The sequence below is a fragment of the Amylolactobacillus amylophilus DSM 20533 = JCM 1125 genome (assembly GCF_001936335.1).
GTDB classification, from domain to species: domain Bacteria; phylum Bacillota; class Bacilli; order Lactobacillales; family Lactobacillaceae; genus Amylolactobacillus; species Amylolactobacillus amylophilus.
On sequence record NZ_CP018888.1, the window covers coordinates 227,830 to 245,496 of the forward strand.

Below are 17,667 nucleotides of genomic sequence, written 5' to 3' on the forward strand. Positions count from 1 at the left end.
TAGAAATAGTACGTATTTATTTGTTGGAATGAGCTCGAGCTGCTTGGTGGCAATGTGTTCAGTAAAGAATATCGTGGGTAACATTGTGCGAGCTTTGTCCACCATTTGTCCGACTAACTCCGAAAAACCATAGTTTTACGAAGAAATTCTGTCAAAACAAAAAGCACCTACAAACGCTGTTATATCAACGTTTGATAGGTGCTTTAGTTTTCCGAAGTTTAACTAAGAAAACCTAATATATGCCCCAAACAGGAGTCGAACCTGCACATGGAAACCCATACAGCGACCTGAACGCTGCGCGTCTGCCAATTCCGCCATTGGGGCAAGTACTCTTTTTATTTTACCAGAAATATTCTAAAATAAAAGAAGAAACGAGGAAATTATGCTAAAAAATATTACAGCTGAGCAGGTGGCGCAAACAATCACACCACGCGCACCAAAATCATATAAATGCAACTATGGTCGTGTGCTTCTAGTTGGTGGAAACGAACAATTCGGTGGCGCCATCATTATGGCGGCTGAAGCCTGTCTGAATACAGGCGCTGGCCTAATTACTGTGGCGACCAACAGCATCAACAATGCCGCACTCCATACCCGAATTCCAGAAGCGATGTTTATCGACTACCATGCACAAGAGTTGCTGGTGCCGGCAATAAAGGCAGCAGACATCGTTGTAATTGGCCCCGGTCTTGGTACGACCCCTTTTGCCCTCGAACTAGTAAAAACGTGTCTCAAGCTACTCGTTGAGCAGCAGACGTGTATCATCGATGCGAGCGCACTCACAATTTCGGCTGAAAATCCTGCATTAATTAACGACTGTAAAGCACAAATTATTCTGACGCCACACCAAATGGAATGGCAACGACTCAGCGGCGTGAAAATTGCCGCGCAGACCGATTTGCAGAATAGCACTCAACTAGCCAAGTTATCTGACCACGCCACACTCGTGCTGAAATCAGAGAGGACAAAAGTATACGATCAGTCCCCTACTGTTTGGCAGAATCCGTTAGGAAATCCTGGAATGGCTACCGGTGGCATGGGTGACACACTTACCGGTATCATTGCCGGAATCGTTGCCCAGTTCGGTACCACAACAAATACGGTTAATGCCGCAGTTTATCTGCACAGTTTCACGGGAGACCAGATTGCACAGCAGGACTATGTCGTGCTCCCAGCCAAGCTGTCTCACCTCCTTCCCCAAGTAATCCAACAATTCAGCAAGCAAAATGCCTAGTCAAAATAAATACTCCTAGTTTGTTCGACCGGAATTTTAATTATTTCCGTGTCCAATGAACTAGGAGTATAGCTGACTAAGCATTTTTAATTTAAATTCTAATATGTAATTTTCGCAACAGACCATTAATTTTCTCGCCGAGAATCTTCTGTGCAAGTTCGGTCTTCAACACACAGAAACCGTAAACTAACACTCCGACAACTAGTGCCACGACGATGGCAATAACCGCATGAAACCTGCTTGTTTCAGACAACCAGAGGTACAGCAACTTCAAAGTACCACTAACAGCGCCAAACATTAACAGAGAGAATGCCGCAATACCGATGAATCTACGTTCTAGACGTGGCTGATTGTAATGATAGCTCGTTTTCATGTGATAAAGCGCCAGCCAACAAGTAATTCCCATGCCAGCGGCAGTAGCCAACAGCGGACCATACAGCTTGAAGAAGTAGATTGCCGGCAATTGCAGTGCAAACTTTAACAAGATCCCGATCACAAGATACTTGATGGCTAGGCCATTCTCAGATAATCCCTGCATAATAGCTACAAGGACGGCGAACAAGCCCAGGAGAATCGAGATAAATGCTGATAGGTAGAGCACGCTCGCTCCGGTAGCGTCATAACCATAGAAGATTGTGTAGATTGGCTGCGCAATAGCCGCCATTCCCATGCTACTTGGCAGCATCACGAACAAAAACAGTTCCAAAGTACTCTCAATCTGATCGCGAATATCTCGTGTATTTCTTCTGGCATGCGCACCCGCTAGTAAAGGAATAGATGTCACGGCCATCGCGGTGGCTAAAGACACGATAATCATGATTAACTTGTTGGCGTTCAGACCAAATAAAGCATACCAGCTTTCGATCCGGTCATAGTCCGCTACCACAAACAACTTAATCAGTGGGTGAAACGTGTACTGATCAATCAACTGGAAGAATGTAATTCCGGAATCGAGGATAATAAACGGAATCGATTGCCGGACTATTTCGCCCAACAGGCTCTTAGTAGAAACCTCAACCTCGTGGTTGCTATTCAACACAAGTTCATTAATGTCTGCCTGCTTTTTTTTGTAGAAATACACCAGCAATAACAAACCAAACACCGCACCAATAGCGGCAGCAAGGTTGGATTGGACCACGGCATCTAGGAAGTCTCCATGTTGTACCTGCATAATGATAAAAGCAGTTAGGAGCATCCAGATGACACGGGCCAGCTGTTCGACGAACTGTGATAGGGCGCTTGGTGCCATGTTGTTGTAGCCCTGAAAGAACCCGCGAGTCAGGCTCATCACGGGTATGATTAGCACAGCGATGGCTAAGCTTTGCAACACCGGTACCTGCCGTAGATCCCCTCCGCTAAGGATTGGGGCGAGGAAATACATGACCGCAGCCGAGATAATACCCAGCAACACCATTAGGCCAAGTCCACTCTTGAACAGTCGCTTGCCCACGCCATACTCATTTAAAGCGTTGTAGTGAGCTACCTGCTTGGCAACGGCACCAGGAATTCCGGCGGTTGAAATAATCAAAAAGAGGCTGTAAATATTGTAGCTCTTAGCAGTTAACGCATTAGCCACGTTCCCATGGTCCCCCATCCAGGCGTACCACGGAATAATATAGATTGCCCCTAAGATTCGTGAAAAAATTGAGCCAAATGTCATCCAGGCAGAGCCACGAATCAAGCTTTCGTGCGAGCTCGTGGGCTGCGAATTTTTATTCTGCATAAAGTCTTCCTATTCCCTATTATTTCTATCATACAAATTTACAGTCACAATTCATATGACTTTAGGAAAAATTTAGTGTTTACAAGACGATATTGACAATTTTGTTTGGAATCACAATCACCCTTTTTGGCTCCTGTCCCTTCAAGAAGGATACAACATGCTTTTCAGTCAAGGCTAAACGTTCAACCTCGTCCTTTGCGGTATCCCGAGCAACCTGGAACTTACCGCGGACCTTGCCGTTCACCTGAACAATAATTTCTACGGTGTCTTCAACGAGTTTTGATTCATCATATGTTGGCCAAGCCGCAAACGATATGCTTGTTTCATGACCCATAATTTGCCAAATTTCTTCCATCATGTGGGGTGCAACAGGTGCTAACAGCTGCACGAACCCTTCAGCATACTCCGTCGGGATGATATCCACCTTGTACGCCTCGTTGATGAAGACCATCATCTGGCTAATTGCCGTGTTGAAATGCATTGATTCAAAGTCTTCCGTTACCTTCTTGACCGTTTCGTTGTAAACCTTGTCTAGCTTACCGTCGTTCTTTGCACCGACCTTATCCGTCAGAATCGGCGTCACATCGAGGTCGTTCACGAACAACCGCCATACCCGGTCCAGGAACTTCTTAGTGGAGGCCGGACCATCGTCGGCCCAATCAATTGCGGCGTCGAGCGGTCCCATAAACATCTCGTATGCGCGTAATGAGTCGGCACCGAACTCGGCAATGACATCGTCTGGGTTCACAACATTGCCCTTTGACTTCGACATCTTCTCGTGGTTTTTCAAAATAAGGCCTTGATTATAAAGCTTCTGGAATGGCTCCTTCGTTGGTACAACGCCTAAATCATACAATACCTTATGCCAGAAACGGGCATAGAGGAGGTGCAACACGGCGTGCTCGGCACCACCCACGTAGAGGTCAACCGGTAACCACTCTTTTAGTTTCTCAGGATCGGCTAATTCTCTATCATTATTTGGATCAATATATCTTAAGTAGTACCAAGAACTACCCGCCCATTGAGGCATTGTGTTGGTTTCTCTGCGCCCTTTTCGGCCATTTTTATCAACCACATTGACCCAGTCGGTGATGTTCGCCAGCGGACTCTCGGTTGTCCCTGAAGGTGCAATGTTCTTGGTAAATGGTAAGCGTAATGGCAACTCATCCTCAGGCACTAGGGTTGTCTCGCCATCTTCCCAGTGAATAACCGGAATTGGTTCACCCCAATAACGTTGGCGGCTAAATAACCAGTCGCGTAGTTTGTAGTTAACCTTTTTCTGACCAACCTGATGCTCCTCTAACCAGTCCGTCATTCTCTGAATGGCTTCCTCATTGTACAGACCGTCTAAGAAGTCCGAGTTCACGTGCTCACCGTCACCAGTAAAGGCTTCCTTAGTAACATCACCACCGGCAACTACTTCGTTAATCGGCAAGTCAAATTTCTGGGCAAATTCAAAGTCACGGTCATCGTGGGCTGGCACAGCCATCACGGCGCCAGTACCATAGCTGGCCAACACGTAGTCACTGATCCAGATTGGTAATCTCTCGCCGTTAACCGGGTTAATGGCGAAGGCACCGGTAAAGACACCCGTTTTATCGTGATTCAAATCAGTTCTAAGGAGGTCGCTCTTCTGCTCAGTCTGCTTGATATACGCATCCACAGTCTCTCTTTGAGCAGGTGTCGTGATTTGGCTCACAAGTTCATGCTCAGGCGCCAAAACAGTGTAACTAGCCCCAAAGAGCGTATCAGGCCGCGTAGTGAAGACGTTGAACTGGGCATCAGTCGCCGCAACCTTAAAGGTCACCTGTGCCCCAGTTGAGCGCCCAATCCAGTTTCGCTGCATCTCTTTGATACTCTCCGGCCAATCAACGAGGTCTAAGTCATCTAGTAGGCGATCAGCATAGGCAGTAATCCGCAGCATCCACTGCCGCATCGGTTTCCTGTAAACTGGATAGCCCCCACGCTCAGTTTTACCATCAATGACCTCTTCGTTCGCCACAACTGTACCTAAATCAGGACTCCAGTTGACCGGTACCTCGGCCTCGTATGCCAAACCTTTTTTGTACATTTGTTCAAAAATCCACTGGGTCCACTTATAGAAGTTCGGATCAGTCGTATTCACTTCGCGGTCCCAGTCATACGAGAATCCGAGCATGTTAATCTGCTTCTTAAACGTGGCGATATTCTCTTTGGTAAACTCTGCTGGATCGTTGCCAGTATCCATCGCATACTGCTCTGCGGGCAAGCCAAATGCATCCCAACCCATTGGGTGCAATACATTATAGCCCTGTGCCCGACGCATTCTACTGATAATGTCAGTTGCGGTGTAGCCTTCTGGATGCCCGACATGTAGCCCCTTACCAGATGGATATGGGAACATATCTAATGCGTAGAAATTCTTTTTGTTCTTATCCTCTGTAGTCTTGAAAGTCTTGTGCTCTGCCCAATACTTCTGCCACTTTGCCTCAACAACTTTATGGTTATATGCCATTTTCTTCCTCCTAATAAAAAAGTCCCATTGATTAAAATCAATAGGACGAAATATTCGCGGTACCACCTAAGTTCCACGTAATGTGGCGCTCATTTGGTCGTAACGTGACCGACGTTTGGCAATATTCAAGCGAGTTCGAATTTCCTCTTATGGTTTCACACCAGCCAACCACTCTCTGCAAAGTTCTCCACTCTACTACTCTTGTGCCTTTATCTTTGAATCAATAATAGTTATAATTTACCACATTAGAATGAAAAGTTAAAGGATGAATCTCACATGAATCAGAATCAAATCCGTGCTCGTAAATTTGGCATTGCCAGCCTAGTATTACTTCTGCTCTTCCTTACCTGGGCAATATTGGTTGCCACTAGTCAACCGGTAATCAACAGCTTCGACAAAACTCTGATCAACGTAATTGTTAATCACAATGAAACCAACCTCATATTTGCGCGTTCAATCACCGTTGTTGGTAATACCAAGACCATGACTGTTTTGACGATTATCGCGGCTGCGCTACTTCTTTTAATCAAACGCTACCCACTAGCACTATATTTTGCAGGCACGATGGCCCTCGCCAATCTGACCAACTCAATCGTCAAGCACATTATAAAACGACCACGGCCTACTGCCCACCACCTGGTGCACGCTGGCGGCTACTCGTTTCCGTCAGGCCATTCAATCGGCTCAATCACCTTCTTTAGCCTTTTGATTATTGTCACGATAATTCTGGTAAAAAGCCATGTGCTACAAACTCTGGCGACATTAATCTTTGGTAGCATGCCTATCCTAATCGGCTATAGCCGCATCTACCTGCACGTTCACTTTCCAAGCGACGTCCTCGGTGGCTTCTTACTAGGATTAACATTTATCATGGTTAGCCTCTATCTGTACTACCGCTACCGGCTATCCTTTAACCCAACTTCGACTCCCTTTGCGCGCGATTCATTAAATTAACGAAGAACGCGATGATAATCACGACGATTGAGGCGTAGAAGACCCCCTTCAAAGCAGAGAACAAAATATTTTGTAATGGAGCCAACAATGTTGGGTCCATTTTTTTAGCATCAGCCGAATTAACGACCTTGTTCATCATCGCCTGCGTTAAGTTTGGCTGACCATCTAAGCCCTTAGCAACGTACATGTTGAATACAATACCGAAAATCGAGACCATCATTGTTTGACCTAGGTACTTCACGAGTGAATTAAAGGAAGTTGCCACGCCAATATTTTCCTTTGAGACAACAGTCTGAGATGCCACAGCCGTCGCCGTGATTGCTGTACCAAAGCCAAAGCCACAGAGCGCCGCAATCAAAAAGAAGAAGAGGAACGGTGTGGATTCGGGAACAACAATCAGCAATAAATTACCCACCAGCAAGAACGACAGCGAAAGATAGAGAATTTTTTGAATACTAATTTTAGTGAGCAAATGCCCCGTCACGAACGAGCCAAGAATCCAGAGAATAGAACTTGGGGTCACTGCGAAACCAGCGGCTGTCGCCGGCTCACCAAGAATACCTTGCATCCAAATCGGCAAATAGAATTCGAACCCAATTAAGAAGCCACTAATCAATAGTGTGACAACATTAATGCCCAGAAACTGCTTATTTTTCAAGATGGAAACCGGAAGAATCGGATCCTGCGAATTCTGTTCCACATGCCAGAATAACAGGCCACTACCAATTGCTAATAGAACAAGAATCACAGGTAGGAACCAATTCTGTATTTGGCCCAGTTCTTGTAACAGTAACATGATTACCACAAGGAAAATCACGAGCAAACTAGTGCCCTTATAATCGATTATGGTATTCATCTTTCGTCTTGGCTCACGCAAAAAAACCATGATCAGCACAATCGTCAGCAATCCGATTGGTAAGTTGAGGTAAAACACCCAATGCCAACTAAATTGTTCTACAATGAACCCACCCAATAACGGTGCCAGAATGGAGGCAATGCCCCAAGCAGAGCCGTTGAAGCCCAGCACCTTGGCCCGTTTCTCAATTGGGTAGATATCTGCGATAATCGTAAATGAGACAGGTTGGATTGCTCCGGCGCCCAGTCCTTGAATCACACGAAAGATAATCAGGCTGACCATGTTCTGTGCCAGTCCACAGAGAGCCGAGCCAACAATAAACACGATTAAGCCGAAAATAAATATCGGTTTCCGTCCGAGAGAATCGGCCAGCTTGCCATAAACCGGCGTAGAAACGGCGGTCATCAGCAAGAAGATGGAGACGACCCAGTTCATGATATTCAGGCCGTGCAAATCTGACACAATCGTTGGCATGGCCGTCGAGACAATCGTGCCCTCAATTGCAGTCATAAATGTGGCGATAAAGATTGCAACTGTTACTACAACCGTATTTGTTTTCTTTTCCATCAAATTTCCCTTAAAAAAACGCTTGGAAAAGTCCCAAACGTTCACTTCTTTATTTTAATAAATTGAGTAGTGCGTCTACCTTATCCGTTCTCTCCCAAGGCAAATCAAGGTCTGGCCGGCCAAAGTGGCCGTATGCAGCCGTCTGCTGGTAAATTGGACGTTTTAAATCGAGCATCTGGATAATTCCTGCAGGTCGCAGGTCGAACACCTCGCGAATTACCTTCACTAAATCTTCAGCGTTAACCTTACTGGTACCGTAAGTGTTGACGTTGATGCTGACCGGATGGGCCACACCAATCGCGTAAGCTAGCTGCACTTCAATCTTAGAAGCAATCTTGGCTGCAACGATGTTCTTAGCAATGTAACGTGCAGCATAGCTAGCAGAACGGTCAACTTTAGTGGCATCTTTACCAGAGAAAGCACCGCCACCATGTCGAGCATAGCCACCATAGGTATCAACGATTACCTTCCTCCCGGTCAGCCCTGCATCACCTTGTGGGCCACCAATCACAAAACGGCCACTAGGGTTAATCAAGAACCTGGTGTCTTGATCAAGTAGATTAGCCGGAATTACCTGCTTAATCACCTGGTCAATCATCGCAGACCTGATAGTCACATTATCAACGTCCTCATCATGCTGTGTACTAATGACAATTGTATCGACCCGCTGAGGGTGATTATGCTCATCATATTCGACTGTCACCTGAGCTTTTGCGTCAGGGCGTAACCATGGCAAAATTCTTGCTTTACGTAAATGAGCAACACGCCGCATCAAGCCGTGAGCAAGCGTGATTGGTAGTGGCATTAACTCGGGTGTCTCGTCGATAGCGAAACCAAACATCAAGCCCTGATCGCCGGCACCAATTTGGTCGAATTGATCGACATCATTTTGATTCTCCCGTACTTCGAGTGAATCATCAACACCACCAGCAATATCGGGTGATTGTTCATCGATATCAATCAGAATCGCACTGTGATGACCGTCAAATCCTAATTCTGGTCTGTCATAGCCGATTTCCAGAATAGTCTTGCGTACCAACGCCTGAATATCGACATCAGCACTAGTAGTGATTTCTCCGACCACGAGTACTAGACCGGTAGTCACAACAGTCTCACACGCAACGCGCGCATCCGGATCCTGTGTGAGCATTGCATCAAGAATGGCATCAGAAATCTGATCGGCAATCTTGTCTGGATGACCTTCCGAAACTGATTCAGAAGTAAATAATCTCTTTTCCATTATGTAGTCCCCCTACTATTTATCGGTTACAAGGCATCTCCAGCGGAACGATTCCACTGAATCCTATCGGGATTGTAACTTGTCTATATTAACATAATCTAGCCGGAATTTAAATAATAAAAAAGCCTCATCGACTATTAGCGATGAAGCTTTTGGTGATGGAGGATACAGGGTTCGAACCTGTGACCCTCTGCTTGTAAGGCAGACGCTCTCCCAGCTGAGCTAATCCTCCATAATGTAAATGACCCGTACGGGATTTGAACCCATGATACCGCCGTGAAAGGGCGGTGTCTTAACCACTTGACCAACGGGCCATAATTCCGTCTCTCTGACAACATGTATTAATATACCAGATGCCAATATACTTGGCAACAGATTTAGCTAATTTTTTAATTTTTTAGTCAAAATAAAAAGAAGCCAATCGGCTACTTTATCGCTAACGTAATTTTTCTAGTACTTTTGCAGGGATATCACCCTCAGAAACCGCATTTGGACCCTTAGTCACACGCTTATCTGAGACCTCTCCTTTAACATAGCTGCCTGCCTCGAGCATAGTTGGATTTGCGGATTCCTGGCTGTGCCATGAAACTTCCTTCGTTGTGCCGTCTTCAAGCACCCATTTAAAATTATAACTGTAGTAGTAGTACTGCTCACCATTCTTCTTATAGTCGGATCCGTCACTATTCTTTGACTTAGTCTTGACACCCTCAGGAACTACCGCATAAGCGGTACTGCCCTTATAGGTAGAGTTATAATAGCTACAACCAGACAGGGTAAGTAGGACTGTGCCAAGAAGCACTGTTGCTGCAATAATTTTTTTATAATTTCAATCTTCCTTCTTTATTTCCGAGCATTCAGGAGTAGAATTCGCTCTAAGTTTTTATACGTGTCAGTCATCCATTGAATATATGTCTTACCCTCAGGTAACGTCTCAGTCACCTTTAAGACGGGGACATTATTCTTGTCTGCCAGCTCAACCAGTTCGCTAATGACAGGATTGTCTACTTGTTCATTGACGACAAAAAAACGGACCTTGCGTTGCTTAATTTGTTTCCTCATCTCTTCGATTGATTGCGGACTAGGGTCGGTCTCTTTCTCGATAGCTGCCTCAAATTCCGGGTTACCAATCTTAAAGCCAAGGGCCTTGATAGAATAATCAAAGACAGGTTCGCTAACAAAAGCAACCTTATTTGAGCTATCCAGATATTTATTCTTCATCTCGGCGACCAATTCTTGCATTGGTTTTAAACTCTTTTTGTATTTCTCAGCGTTTTTGCGGAAATAATCCTTTGACGTAGGATATTTACCACCAAGATCTGCCGCAATTCGATCAGCCAATTTGCTCATAATCTCTGGATAGTACCAGATATGAGGATTGTCTCCCGTCTTCTTCTTTGCGACGTCGACGCCCACATCAATGGCTTCGGTGTTCTGAACCTTAATTAACTGTTTCATCCAGCTGTCATATCCTAAACCATTTTGAATAACTAAATCCGCATTATCAACCTGCTTGGCAGTTTTCGTTGTTGGTTCAAAATCATGGGGATCAGTCTTCGAACTGTTAATCACCGCTGTGACCTTACCTTTAGTTCCCACCACAGCTGTAGCTACCTCACCATAAAAATCAGTTGTGGTAACAACGTTAATCTCCCCGTCATCTTTCTTCACACCATTGCTGCAACCAACTAGGATCAGGAGCGCCGCAAGAGTCAGCACCAAACTAGAAAGCAATTTTTTCTTCACTCTATCCCTCCAATTCATTAATAACATTTGACGTGTATAATTTTACAGCACTTAAATATCCGTGTAAAATTAAAGTGATTATCTTTATTATTTCTTAGTCGTACCGCCGAAAAATCAACTGCGTTACTTTATTTCAAATTATTTCACTTGTTTTTTGTAAGTGAATATGGTATATTAATCAAATCAAATAGTTCATTTCTACGGAAAGGAGTAACTTCTTGGCTAAGAAATCTAAAATCGCAAAGTTTAGAAAACAAGAACAAATGGTCGCAAGGTATGCAGCTTTACGGCAGGAACTAAAGGCTGCACACGATTATGAAGCTCTCGCAAAGCTACCAAAAGATTCTAATCCTAATCGTTTGCGCAATCGCGATCAAATTGATGGACGTCCACGTGCATATATGCGTAAGTTCGGGATGTCTCGGCTCAATTTCAAACGTCTAGCCCATCTGGGCCAAATCCCTGGCGTTAAGAAAGCAAGCTGGTAAATAATAGTAAATTTCAACCACTCAGATGAGTGGTTTTTATTTAGCATTTTTCTCCAATAGACTTTACAAGTGGAAGATGCAAACGCTATAATTATTGGAGTAGTTATTCCGGATTAGCTCAGTTGGTAGAGCGCTTGACTGTTAATCAAGATGTCGTCAGTTCGAGTCTGACATCCGGAGTTTTATTTTGGAGAATTGTCCGAGCGGCCGAAGGAGCATGATTGGAAATCATGTATATGGATTATATCTGTATCAAGGGTTCGAATCCCTTATTCTCCGTTTTAGTGTTTATACACTTTCGCAAACGTTCGTAATGTTGATTTAACGTCATTTTGTCTTTGCCTATTTTCATAGATATTCAGATTTAGTCTGCCAAAAGTCTGCCAAAAACTTGATCTATAAAACTAAACTTTCCCACAAAAAATAGCCCCTACCAAACGGTAGAGGCTTTATTTTATTTTGTATCCTTGCCACCTATCCAAGTGTTCGTACCGATGAGATAGTACGCTTGTCCGTCAACGATTCTTGCACTTGTGACTTTCCATGACGAGCCTTTTTTATATGTCGCACCCGTCTTTGTTTTGAGATTATCGTCAACGCCTTTACTCAATCAATTATACGAATATATTCGTAACTGTCAATATAAAAACGAAAAAAATCGAAATTATATTGAATATTTACGTGTTATTTCATATAATGTGTTCACGAGGTAAATTTTTATGTCAAGAAACGAATTAACGCCTGCAGAGTTACAGGCTCGAAAAGATATATCCAAAAACATAAAACAATTAATCAATAATCATGGAAAAACCCAATCTCAAGTCGCAGATGATTTAGATTTACCACTGGCCACTTTAAATGGTTACGTAACAGGAAAATCATTACCCAATGCTGGCAATCTTCAGAAGATAGCGGATTATTTCAACGTTCATAAGTCATTTATAGACCCACGATATAGAGATGACACGTTCTCACGAGTAGAACTAGCAGATGCTTTTGAGGACCATGCGGTATTCACTTATCAAGGTAAGAAAATTCCAGACGAGGACTTGGACGTAATAAAACGTATCCTAGAAAGTAGACGTGATAAGTAATGAACAATGACGCATTTGATTATCTTTTGAATTATGCGTGGGACAAAAAAATCGGCTATGAACTAACTCGTGAACTAACTCCTGATTCTCCTTCGGCCGCATATCCAGAAGAAAAACTTGTGATAATAAACATGAACTGGCCAAACGAAAAAGAATTACCATTTCAATTGGCTCACGAAATCACTCATGTTACCAATGGCGATGATACACAGTCAAAATTGTACTATCACACTACATACAAGGGTAAATACGGCGTTGAGTATAAAGCCAATATTGGTGGAATAGAGTTGTTAGTTCAATACCACTTTGCTGAAATAGAACCTGAATCTGCTGACATAGATCAGTTTATCGACGCATATGCTATACCACAATATTTGAGAGACTACGTCATCAAAGAAACCAGAGACTTTTATAAGATTGGGGAATAAAAATGAAAGTAGGACTTAGAACACCGAGTTTAAAGAGATCCATTAAAGCACGAACAACAGGTAAATGGAAACGACAAGTAAAGGGTGCGGTAAATCCTTGGTACGGAAAAAAAGGAATGGGATTCATTAAGAATCCCGAAAAATCAGTCAAAAATGCAATTTATCACAGGACAACCTTTGGAGTTGGAGATTTAGTGAAGACAAGTACTGGTTCTCATAAAAAAAAGACTCAAAATCAATCAGCTGGCAGCACTGATTCTTCGAGCAAGAACATTGCAATAGCTATTGGCGTTGGAATTTTGATAATTGCTGCAGTAGTAGCATATTGGAAGGCTGCCCTGATCATAGCTGCCGTAATTATGTTAATTGCATTTTTTATAAAGAAGAAATAATAAAAAGCCACCGCGGCAACGGTGACTTGGGTAACTATTACAACAAATAAATTATACCAGAATTCTGGTAACGGAGGAATAAGTAATATGGCGAAAAAAGTAACGGGCGAAGATGGAAAGACATATAAGGTAAAGAAACCTTTCTACAAACGAATTTGGTTCTGGGTACTTGCGGTAATCGTGGTGGCTGGAATTGGATCTTCACTAGGCGGGGGCGGAGATAAAGAATCTACATCATCTGCTGATACATCAGAAAAGACAGAACAATCGTCTAGTAAAAGTAAAGAAAAATCATCATCATCCAAAAAGGTTGATGTACCTGCTGAATACAAATCAGCTTTGGCAAAGGCCAAATCATATGCATCAATGATGAACATGTCTAAACAAGGAGTATATGATCAATTAACTTCAGAAGCCGGTGAACAATTCAGTGCTGAAGCAGCACAGTATGCAATTGATAACGTGAAAGCTGATTGGAATAAAAATGCGCTTGAAAAGGCTAAGTCGTATGCAACAACAATGGATATGTCAAAACAATCTGTCCAAGAACAACTAGTATCATCATCCGGTGAGAAATTCACCCAAGAAGAAGCAAACTACGCTATGGGGAAAGTTAAGGCAGACTGGAAAAAGAATGCGTTAGCTAAGGCTAAAAGCTATCAGGAAGACATGTCAATGTCACCAGATGCAATTCGTGACCAACTAACTTCGTCTTCTGGTGAAAAATTTACCTCTGAAGAAGCAGAATATGCAATACAACACTTGAACGACTAGGCTAGATTAAGAAAATAGCCATATCCTCTCCTGCCAAGAAGATGTCCAAATCTGACGACTTAAAAAGCTGAATTTATTTGGAGGAAAATAAGAATGAAAAAATTACTCACAGCTGGATTTGTAGCCTTTTCAGCTGCCGTATTATTGACTGCATGTGGAGGGAAAGATACAACTAATACAGGCAAAAGTAAAAGTGCAAGTCAAAATGTTAATGTGGAAATTCCTAAAGGCGAAAGTAAAAGTGCAAGTCAAAATGTTAATGTGGAAATTCCTAAAGGCGAAAAGAAAGTATTACCACAACAGTTTACATACTTTGGAAAAACACAAGATGTTAAAGTTGTTAATCCTAATAAAACTCTATCTAAGGGCGGTTATACCGTTAACCTAAAAGAAGTACGCTTGACCAAATTTACTCCCAAAGACGACTTGGACAAAGAAAATACTAAAGATAGTTTTCCTAGTGCCACCGGAGAGTTTTTTTATGTAATAGCTATCGAAACAGAGTTAAACAATAATACAAAAGAACGGGCGGATATATACGGACCCGAAGCACTTATCTTGAGTGATGGTACCCAGCTAGATGATGATACAGGAGTGTCTGGTGGTGACCCAGCAGAAGTCGGAAGTAAGGCAAAAAAGACAATCTGGACGCTTTTTTGGGTCCCTGCAGAAGAAGCAGCCAAATTAACCAGTTTTAAAATTCAGTTTGACGATGTCTATGTCAACAGCACCGGTACCGGAAATGTTTTTCCAGATGCTACAATAAAGTTTTAATTCAAATAATTAACTGCATATAAAATAGCCATATCCCCCCACGTCTGGTGACCTCTGCGCCGGTCCGATTCCGGCGGTGGGTGTTAAAAAACAACTGAAATGATGGAGGTTGTACATAATGAAATATCGTAGTATGAAAATTGAAAACTTTCGGAAGTTTCATAATATCAATTTTACCTTTGGACAGAGAATTACTGTAATATCAGGAGAGAATGGGATTGGTAAATCAAGTCTGCTATCGCTTATTGCTTCTACGACTGGAACTAACAGTCGTGATCAGCCAAGAAGATTAAACGGAATAGCATTCAGGCCTGAATTCTCAGAGCTATTCAAAATTTCTGAAAAAGAAGATTATAAATCATATCGTTTGTTTATTGATTATGATCAAATGATTAACACTCAATACTATCTAACCAAACGAATTGGATTTAATGATTATACTGCAGCTAATCGTGGTATCAGACCACTTCCAAGAACTTCTATCCCTATTGACAGTCAAACTGACGTTACACAGAAACAAGCAATTGAAGATGCAAAAGAAGCATTCGACATAACTGATTCTAAAAGGATACAAGTACCAACAATTTATCTGAGCCTTTCAAGACTATTACCGCTTGGCGAAACCGAACTAAAATCTACCCAAGTAGCAAAAAATAATAACATTTTTAGAAAAAATTACGCTGACTTTTTTGCCAAATGTTATAATTCCGTTTTACCCAATTCCATTGACCCAGAGAATGTCACAGCTTATTTTGTTGAAAAAGAGAGGCTTGGAAAAAAACATTTAGTTTTAACTATCAAAGATACAACAAACGACACACAATCAGTCGGACAAGATAACCTAAGCAGTATAGTGTCGGCGTTGACGGACTTCTATGCAATAAAAGAAAATGATCCCACCAACTATAATGGCGGCGTTTTATGCATTGATGAGTTAGATGCCTCTCTTCATCCAAGCGCCGTCTTACGTTTGTGGAACTTATTAGTTATTCTCTCAAACGACTTAAATTTGCAAATAGTTATAACCACACATTCACTCACAATTTTGAAAGAAATCATTAAACTTGATGTTCCGAATCAAAGCGATTTTCGACTTGTCTATTTTAAAGATACTAATATCCCACGTGTCTCAAAACAAAATGACTATGAATTACTAAAAGCAGATTTGTTTAATCAGATCTCATTTAGAGGCCCCGAAATTAAAATATATTGTGAAGACAAAAGTACGTCAGATACTTTAGACTTATTATTAGACGCTGCAAAATCTCTTGAGTTACCTTTTGGAAATCCCAATGTAACAATTACAAGCGTAAACGTAAGCCTTGGGAAGAATCATCTCAAAACCTTAGTAGAAAAAGATGACTATTTTAAGTCCATTCTTATTGTTTTAGATGGAGATGCAAGACTAAGAAACGGAATTGATAATAATGAAGCATTGCAGAATACAGAATTTAGCAAAGGCTTTCATACCAGCAACCCAAATGCGGATAATATCATTTTTTTGCCTACTTTTTGTCCTCCGGAGATATTCCTATTTAATATCTTAAAAGACTACGCTAATGATCCTATTAAACACCAAAAATTTTGGAATTCCTTGGAGTATACTTCACAATTATCATTATACACAAGCTCGAAGATTCAAGAAAAGTTCAACACCATCTCAAAAAATTCTTTTGAAGAAATACATGAGAGTATAAAATGGTGGAAAAATATTATCGATTTCTTTAGTAAAACACACTTATTGCAAGATTATTTTGGCGAGCAAAATAATCGACTGGTATTGGAAGAATTCATTAAACATTACAACAACGCACTTCGCGCGGTTGATAAAAAGAATAAATCCCATCTTTTTGGGTAATTTATTCTGGCCAAATGAGTGGAATTATGATAGCTTGGTGATAAGGAGGCGACTACGATGCCACGAACAGACTCACCATTTCGCTACCCCGGTGGAAAAACTCAGTTATATGATTTTGTTGTTAATCTCTTAGAAATTAACAGAATTAGTGGAACATACTGCGAGCCATTTGCAGGAGGAGCCGGTTTACCAATTAAACTACTAAAAAATGGCCTGGTTAAATCAATATGGATAAACGATTATGATAAATCTATTTATTCAGTTTGGAATGCAATTCTAAATAAACCGGACCAATTAATTAATAGAATCAGACAGGTGCCATTTGACTATTATGGTAGTGACAACTCTGATCAGTATAATATTGAATATTGGAGAGAACAAAGATCTATTTATTTTAAAGAAAAAAACCATCAGAATTCTATTGATAACGCATTTAGTACTCTTTTTTTAAATCGAACAAATAGAAGCGGAATAATTACCGGTGGGCCAATTGGTGGATATCAACAAGCAAATACAAAAATATATGCCCGTTTCAATAAAGAAACTATCATCAACAAAATTAATATTATTGCCTCAATGTCTGAGCATATCAAATTAACCAGAATGAACGCGCTGGACATGATTCCGCAAATGCGAGAATCTCTGGATGAGTATAAAGACTTTATTTTCTTCGATCCACCTTACTTTGAGCAAGGTTCAAATCTATACTATTCATCATTTGATGAATCTGGCCACGAAGATTTAGCAAAAGAAATATTATCGTTGAACAAACATAAATGGATAACAACCTATGATAAGCAACAACAAATATCTGAATTGTATAGATCGGCCAAGTTTAGATTTGAGTATGAATTAAGATATTCGGCAAATAATAACAACAGAGGTCGTCGACCAGAATTAATATTTGCAAGTCCTACTTTAAAAATAAAATCACATCAACCAGTATTCTTACAACAAATGAAATAAAAAAGCCACCGCGGCAACGGTGACTTGGGTAACTCTAATAACAGATAAATTATACCAGAATTCTGGTAATGGAGGAATATGT

General features: G+C 41.7%; 17 protein-coding genes, 5 tRNA genes and 1 riboswitch. Of the genes, 12 read left to right on the forward strand and 10 right to left on the reverse strand.

Features of this window, described 5'->3' with window-relative positions:
* Positions 1-240 precede the first annotated feature (240 nt).
* A tRNA-Leu gene (locus LA20533_RS01180) sits at positions 241-324 on the reverse strand.
* Positions 325-382: 58 nt separating this feature from the next.
* On the opposite strand from LA20533_RS01180, the gene LA20533_RS01185 reads away from it, so the two are divergent.
* Positions 383-1,234, forward strand: a complete 852-nt coding sequence (locus LA20533_RS01185; protein ID WP_056947037.1) for an NAD(P)H-hydrate dehydratase — start codon at positions 383-385, stop codon at positions 1,232-1,234.
* Positions 1,235-1,325: 91 nt separating this feature from the next.
* On the opposite strand, the gene LA20533_RS01190 is transcribed toward LA20533_RS01185, so the two are convergent.
* Both LA20533_RS01190 and leuS read right to left on the reverse strand, forming a co-directional pair.
* Positions 1,326-2,957: a putative polysaccharide biosynthesis protein gene (locus tag LA20533_RS01190; protein WP_056947040.1), complete on the reverse strand. Its 1,632-nt coding sequence runs from the start codon at positions 2,955-2,957 to the stop codon at positions 1,326-1,328.
* 79 nt (positions 2,958-3,036) lie between these two features.
* The gene (leuS, locus tag LA20533_RS01195) at positions 3,037-5,451 is read right to left on the reverse strand and encodes a leucine--tRNA ligase (RefSeq protein ID WP_056947042.1); all 2,415 of its coding nucleotides are present in this window, start codon (positions 5,449-5,451) and stop codon (positions 3,037-3,039) included.
* A 276-nt stretch (positions 5,452-5,727) separates the two neighbouring features.
* Between leuS and LA20533_RS01200 the strand changes: the two genes are divergently transcribed.
* On the forward strand, positions 5,728-6,405 hold the full coding sequence (locus LA20533_RS01200; RefSeq protein WP_075362771.1) for a phosphatase PAP2 family protein: 678 nt from the start codon (positions 5,728-5,730) through the stop codon (positions 6,403-6,405).
* Here the strand turns inward: LA20533_RS01200 and LA20533_RS01205 are convergent.
* The 6 genes from LA20533_RS01205 to LA20533_RS01230 form a co-directional block, all read right to left on the reverse strand.
* The gene (locus tag LA20533_RS01205; RefSeq protein ID WP_056947045.1) at positions 6,362-7,828 is read right to left on the reverse strand and encodes an MDR family MFS transporter; all 1,467 of its coding nucleotides are present in this window, start codon (positions 7,826-7,828) and stop codon (positions 6,362-6,364) included. The genes LA20533_RS01200 and LA20533_RS01205 overlap by 44 nt on opposite strands.
* 49 nt (positions 7,829-7,877) lie before the next feature.
* Positions 7,878-9,068 (reverse strand): methionine adenosyltransferase, encoded by a 1,191-nt coding sequence (gene metK / locus LA20533_RS01210; RefSeq protein ID WP_054746112.1) that lies wholly within the window; start codon positions 9,066-9,068, stop codon positions 7,878-7,880.
* Positions 9,066-9,151: riboswitch (SMK box riboswitch) on the reverse strand. Its footprint overlaps the gene before it by 3 nt.
* A gap of 76 nt (positions 9,152-9,227) precedes the next feature.
* A tRNA-Val gene (locus LA20533_RS01215) sits at positions 9,228-9,300 on the reverse strand.
* Positions 9,301-9,310: 10 nt separating this feature from the next.
* A tRNA-Glu gene (locus LA20533_RS01220) sits at positions 9,311-9,382 on the reverse strand.
* Between the two features lie 122 nt (positions 9,383-9,504).
* Entirely contained in the window at positions 9,505-9,867 is a 363-nt protein-coding gene (locus LA20533_RS01225) for a DUF1093 domain-containing protein (protein ID WP_236693794.1), read from the reverse strand.
* A gap of 41 nt (positions 9,868-9,908) precedes the next feature.
* Positions 9,909-10,811 carry a metal ABC transporter solute-binding protein, Zn/Mn family gene (locus tag LA20533_RS01230; RefSeq protein WP_236693795.1) on the reverse strand — a complete coding sequence of 301 codons (903 nt, stop codon included), beginning with the start codon at positions 10,809-10,811 and terminating at the stop codon, positions 9,909-9,911.
* Between the two features lie 218 nt (positions 10,812-11,029).
* Here LA20533_RS01230 and rpsN point away from each other — a divergent pair, with 218 nt between their 5' ends.
* The 3 genes from rpsN (at position 11,030) to LA20533_RS01245 (ending at position 11,578) form a co-directional block, all read left to right on the forward strand.
* On the forward strand, positions 11,030-11,299 hold the full coding sequence (rpsN, locus tag LA20533_RS01235; protein WP_054746111.1) for a 30S ribosomal protein S14: 270 nt from the start codon (positions 11,030-11,032) through the stop codon (positions 11,297-11,299).
* Positions 11,300-11,406: 107 nt separating this feature from the next.
* Positions 11,407-11,479, forward strand: a tRNA-Asn gene (locus tag LA20533_RS01240).
* A gap of 9 nt (positions 11,480-11,488) precedes the next feature.
* Positions 11,489-11,578: transfer RNA gene (locus LA20533_RS01245), tRNA-Ser, on the forward strand.
* 175 nt (positions 11,579-11,753) lie between these two features.
* Here the strand turns inward: LA20533_RS01245 and LA20533_RS08980 are convergent.
* A complete protein-coding gene (locus LA20533_RS08980) occupies positions 11,754-11,909 on the reverse strand; it encodes an SLAP domain-containing protein (RefSeq protein WP_156408184.1) in 156 nt (51 codons plus the stop codon).
* A 109-nt stretch (positions 11,910-12,018) separates the two neighbouring features.
* Here LA20533_RS08980 and LA20533_RS01250 point away from each other — a divergent pair, with 109 nt between their 5' ends.
* From LA20533_RS01250 to LA20533_RS01280, 7 genes are all read left to right on the forward strand, one after another.
* Positions 12,019-12,393 carry a helix-turn-helix domain-containing protein gene (locus LA20533_RS01250; protein ID WP_056947052.1) on the forward strand — a complete coding sequence of 125 codons (375 nt, stop codon included), beginning with the start codon at positions 12,019-12,021 and terminating at the stop codon, positions 12,391-12,393.
* On the forward strand, positions 12,393-12,821 hold the full coding sequence (locus LA20533_RS01255) for a hypothetical protein (RefSeq protein ID WP_056947055.1): 429 nt from the start codon (positions 12,393-12,395) through the stop codon (positions 12,819-12,821). Before LA20533_RS01250 ends, LA20533_RS01255 begins: the two co-directional genes overlap by 1 nt.
* Before the next feature lie 2 nt (positions 12,822-12,823).
* Positions 12,824-13,213 (forward strand): hypothetical protein, encoded by a 390-nt coding sequence (locus LA20533_RS08735; protein WP_236693796.1) that lies wholly within the window; start codon positions 12,824-12,826, stop codon positions 13,211-13,213.
* A gap of 87 nt (positions 13,214-13,300) precedes the next feature.
* Positions 13,301-13,987 carry an Ltp family lipoprotein gene (locus LA20533_RS01265; RefSeq protein ID WP_056947058.1) on the forward strand — a complete coding sequence of 229 codons (687 nt, stop codon included), beginning with the start codon at positions 13,301-13,303 and terminating at the stop codon, positions 13,985-13,987.
* Positions 13,988-14,080: 93 nt separating this feature from the next.
* Positions 14,081-14,761: a hypothetical protein gene (locus tag LA20533_RS01270; RefSeq protein WP_056947061.1), complete on the forward strand. Its 681-nt coding sequence runs from the start codon at positions 14,081-14,083 to the stop codon at positions 14,759-14,761.
* Between the two features lie 118 nt (positions 14,762-14,879).
* On the forward strand, positions 14,880-16,619 hold the full coding sequence (locus tag LA20533_RS01275; RefSeq protein ID WP_056947064.1) for an ATP-dependent nuclease: 1,740 nt from the start codon (positions 14,880-14,882) through the stop codon (positions 16,617-16,619).
* Between the two features lie 57 nt (positions 16,620-16,676).
* A complete protein-coding gene (locus tag LA20533_RS01280) occupies positions 16,677-17,585 on the forward strand; it encodes a DNA adenine methylase (protein WP_056947069.1) in 909 nt (302 codons plus the stop codon).
* The last annotated feature ends 82 nt before the right edge of the window (positions 17,586-17,667 follow it).

Excerpts from the sequence above, each read along its gene's own strand:
- LA20533_RS01280 (WP_056947069.1), top strand. The coding sequence starts at position 16,677 with ATGCCACGAACAGACTCACCATTTCGCTACCCCGGTGGAAAAACTCAG.
- LA20533_RS01265 (WP_056947058.1), top strand. The coding sequence starts at position 13,301 with ATGGCGAAAAAAGTAACGGGCGAAGATGGAAAGACATATAAGGTAAAG.
- leuS (WP_056947042.1), bottom strand. The coding sequence starts at position 5,451 with ATGGCATATAACCATAAAGTTGTTGAGGCAAAGTGGCAGAAGTATTGG.
- LA20533_RS01250 (WP_056947052.1), top strand. The coding sequence starts at position 12,019 with ATGTCAAGAAACGAATTAACGCCTGCAGAGTTACAGGCTCGAAAAGAT.
- LA20533_RS01275 (WP_056947064.1), top strand. The coding sequence starts at position 14,880 with ATGAAATATCGTAGTATGAAAATTGAAAACTTTCGGAAGTTTCATAAT.
- LA20533_RS01255 (WP_056947055.1), top strand. The coding sequence starts at position 12,393 with ATGAACAATGACGCATTTGATTATCTTTTGAATTATGCGTGGGACAAA.
- LA20533_RS01185 (WP_056947037.1), top strand. The coding sequence starts at position 383 with ATGCTAAAAAATATTACAGCTGAGCAGGTGGCGCAAACAATCACACCA.
- LA20533_RS01270 (WP_056947061.1), top strand. The coding sequence starts at position 14,081 with ATGAAAAAATTACTCACAGCTGGATTTGTAGCCTTTTCAGCTGCCGTA.
- LA20533_RS08735 (WP_236693796.1), top strand. The coding sequence starts at position 12,824 with ATGAAAGTAGGACTTAGAACACCGAGTTTAAAGAGATCCATTAAAGCA.
- metK (WP_054746112.1), bottom strand. The coding sequence starts at position 9,068 with ATGGAAAAGAGATTATTTACTTCTGAATCAGTTTCGGAAGGTCATCCA.
- LA20533_RS01200 (WP_075362771.1), top strand. The coding sequence starts at position 5,728 with ATGAATCAGAATCAAATCCGTGCTCGTAAATTTGGCATTGCCAGCCTA.
- LA20533_RS01190 (WP_056947040.1), bottom strand. The coding sequence starts at position 2,957 with ATGCAGAATAAAAATTCGCAGCCCACGAGCTCGCACGAAAGCTTGATT.
- LA20533_RS01205 (WP_056947045.1), bottom strand. The coding sequence starts at position 7,828 with ATGGAAAAGAAAACAAATACGGTTGTAGTAACAGTTGCAATCTTTATC.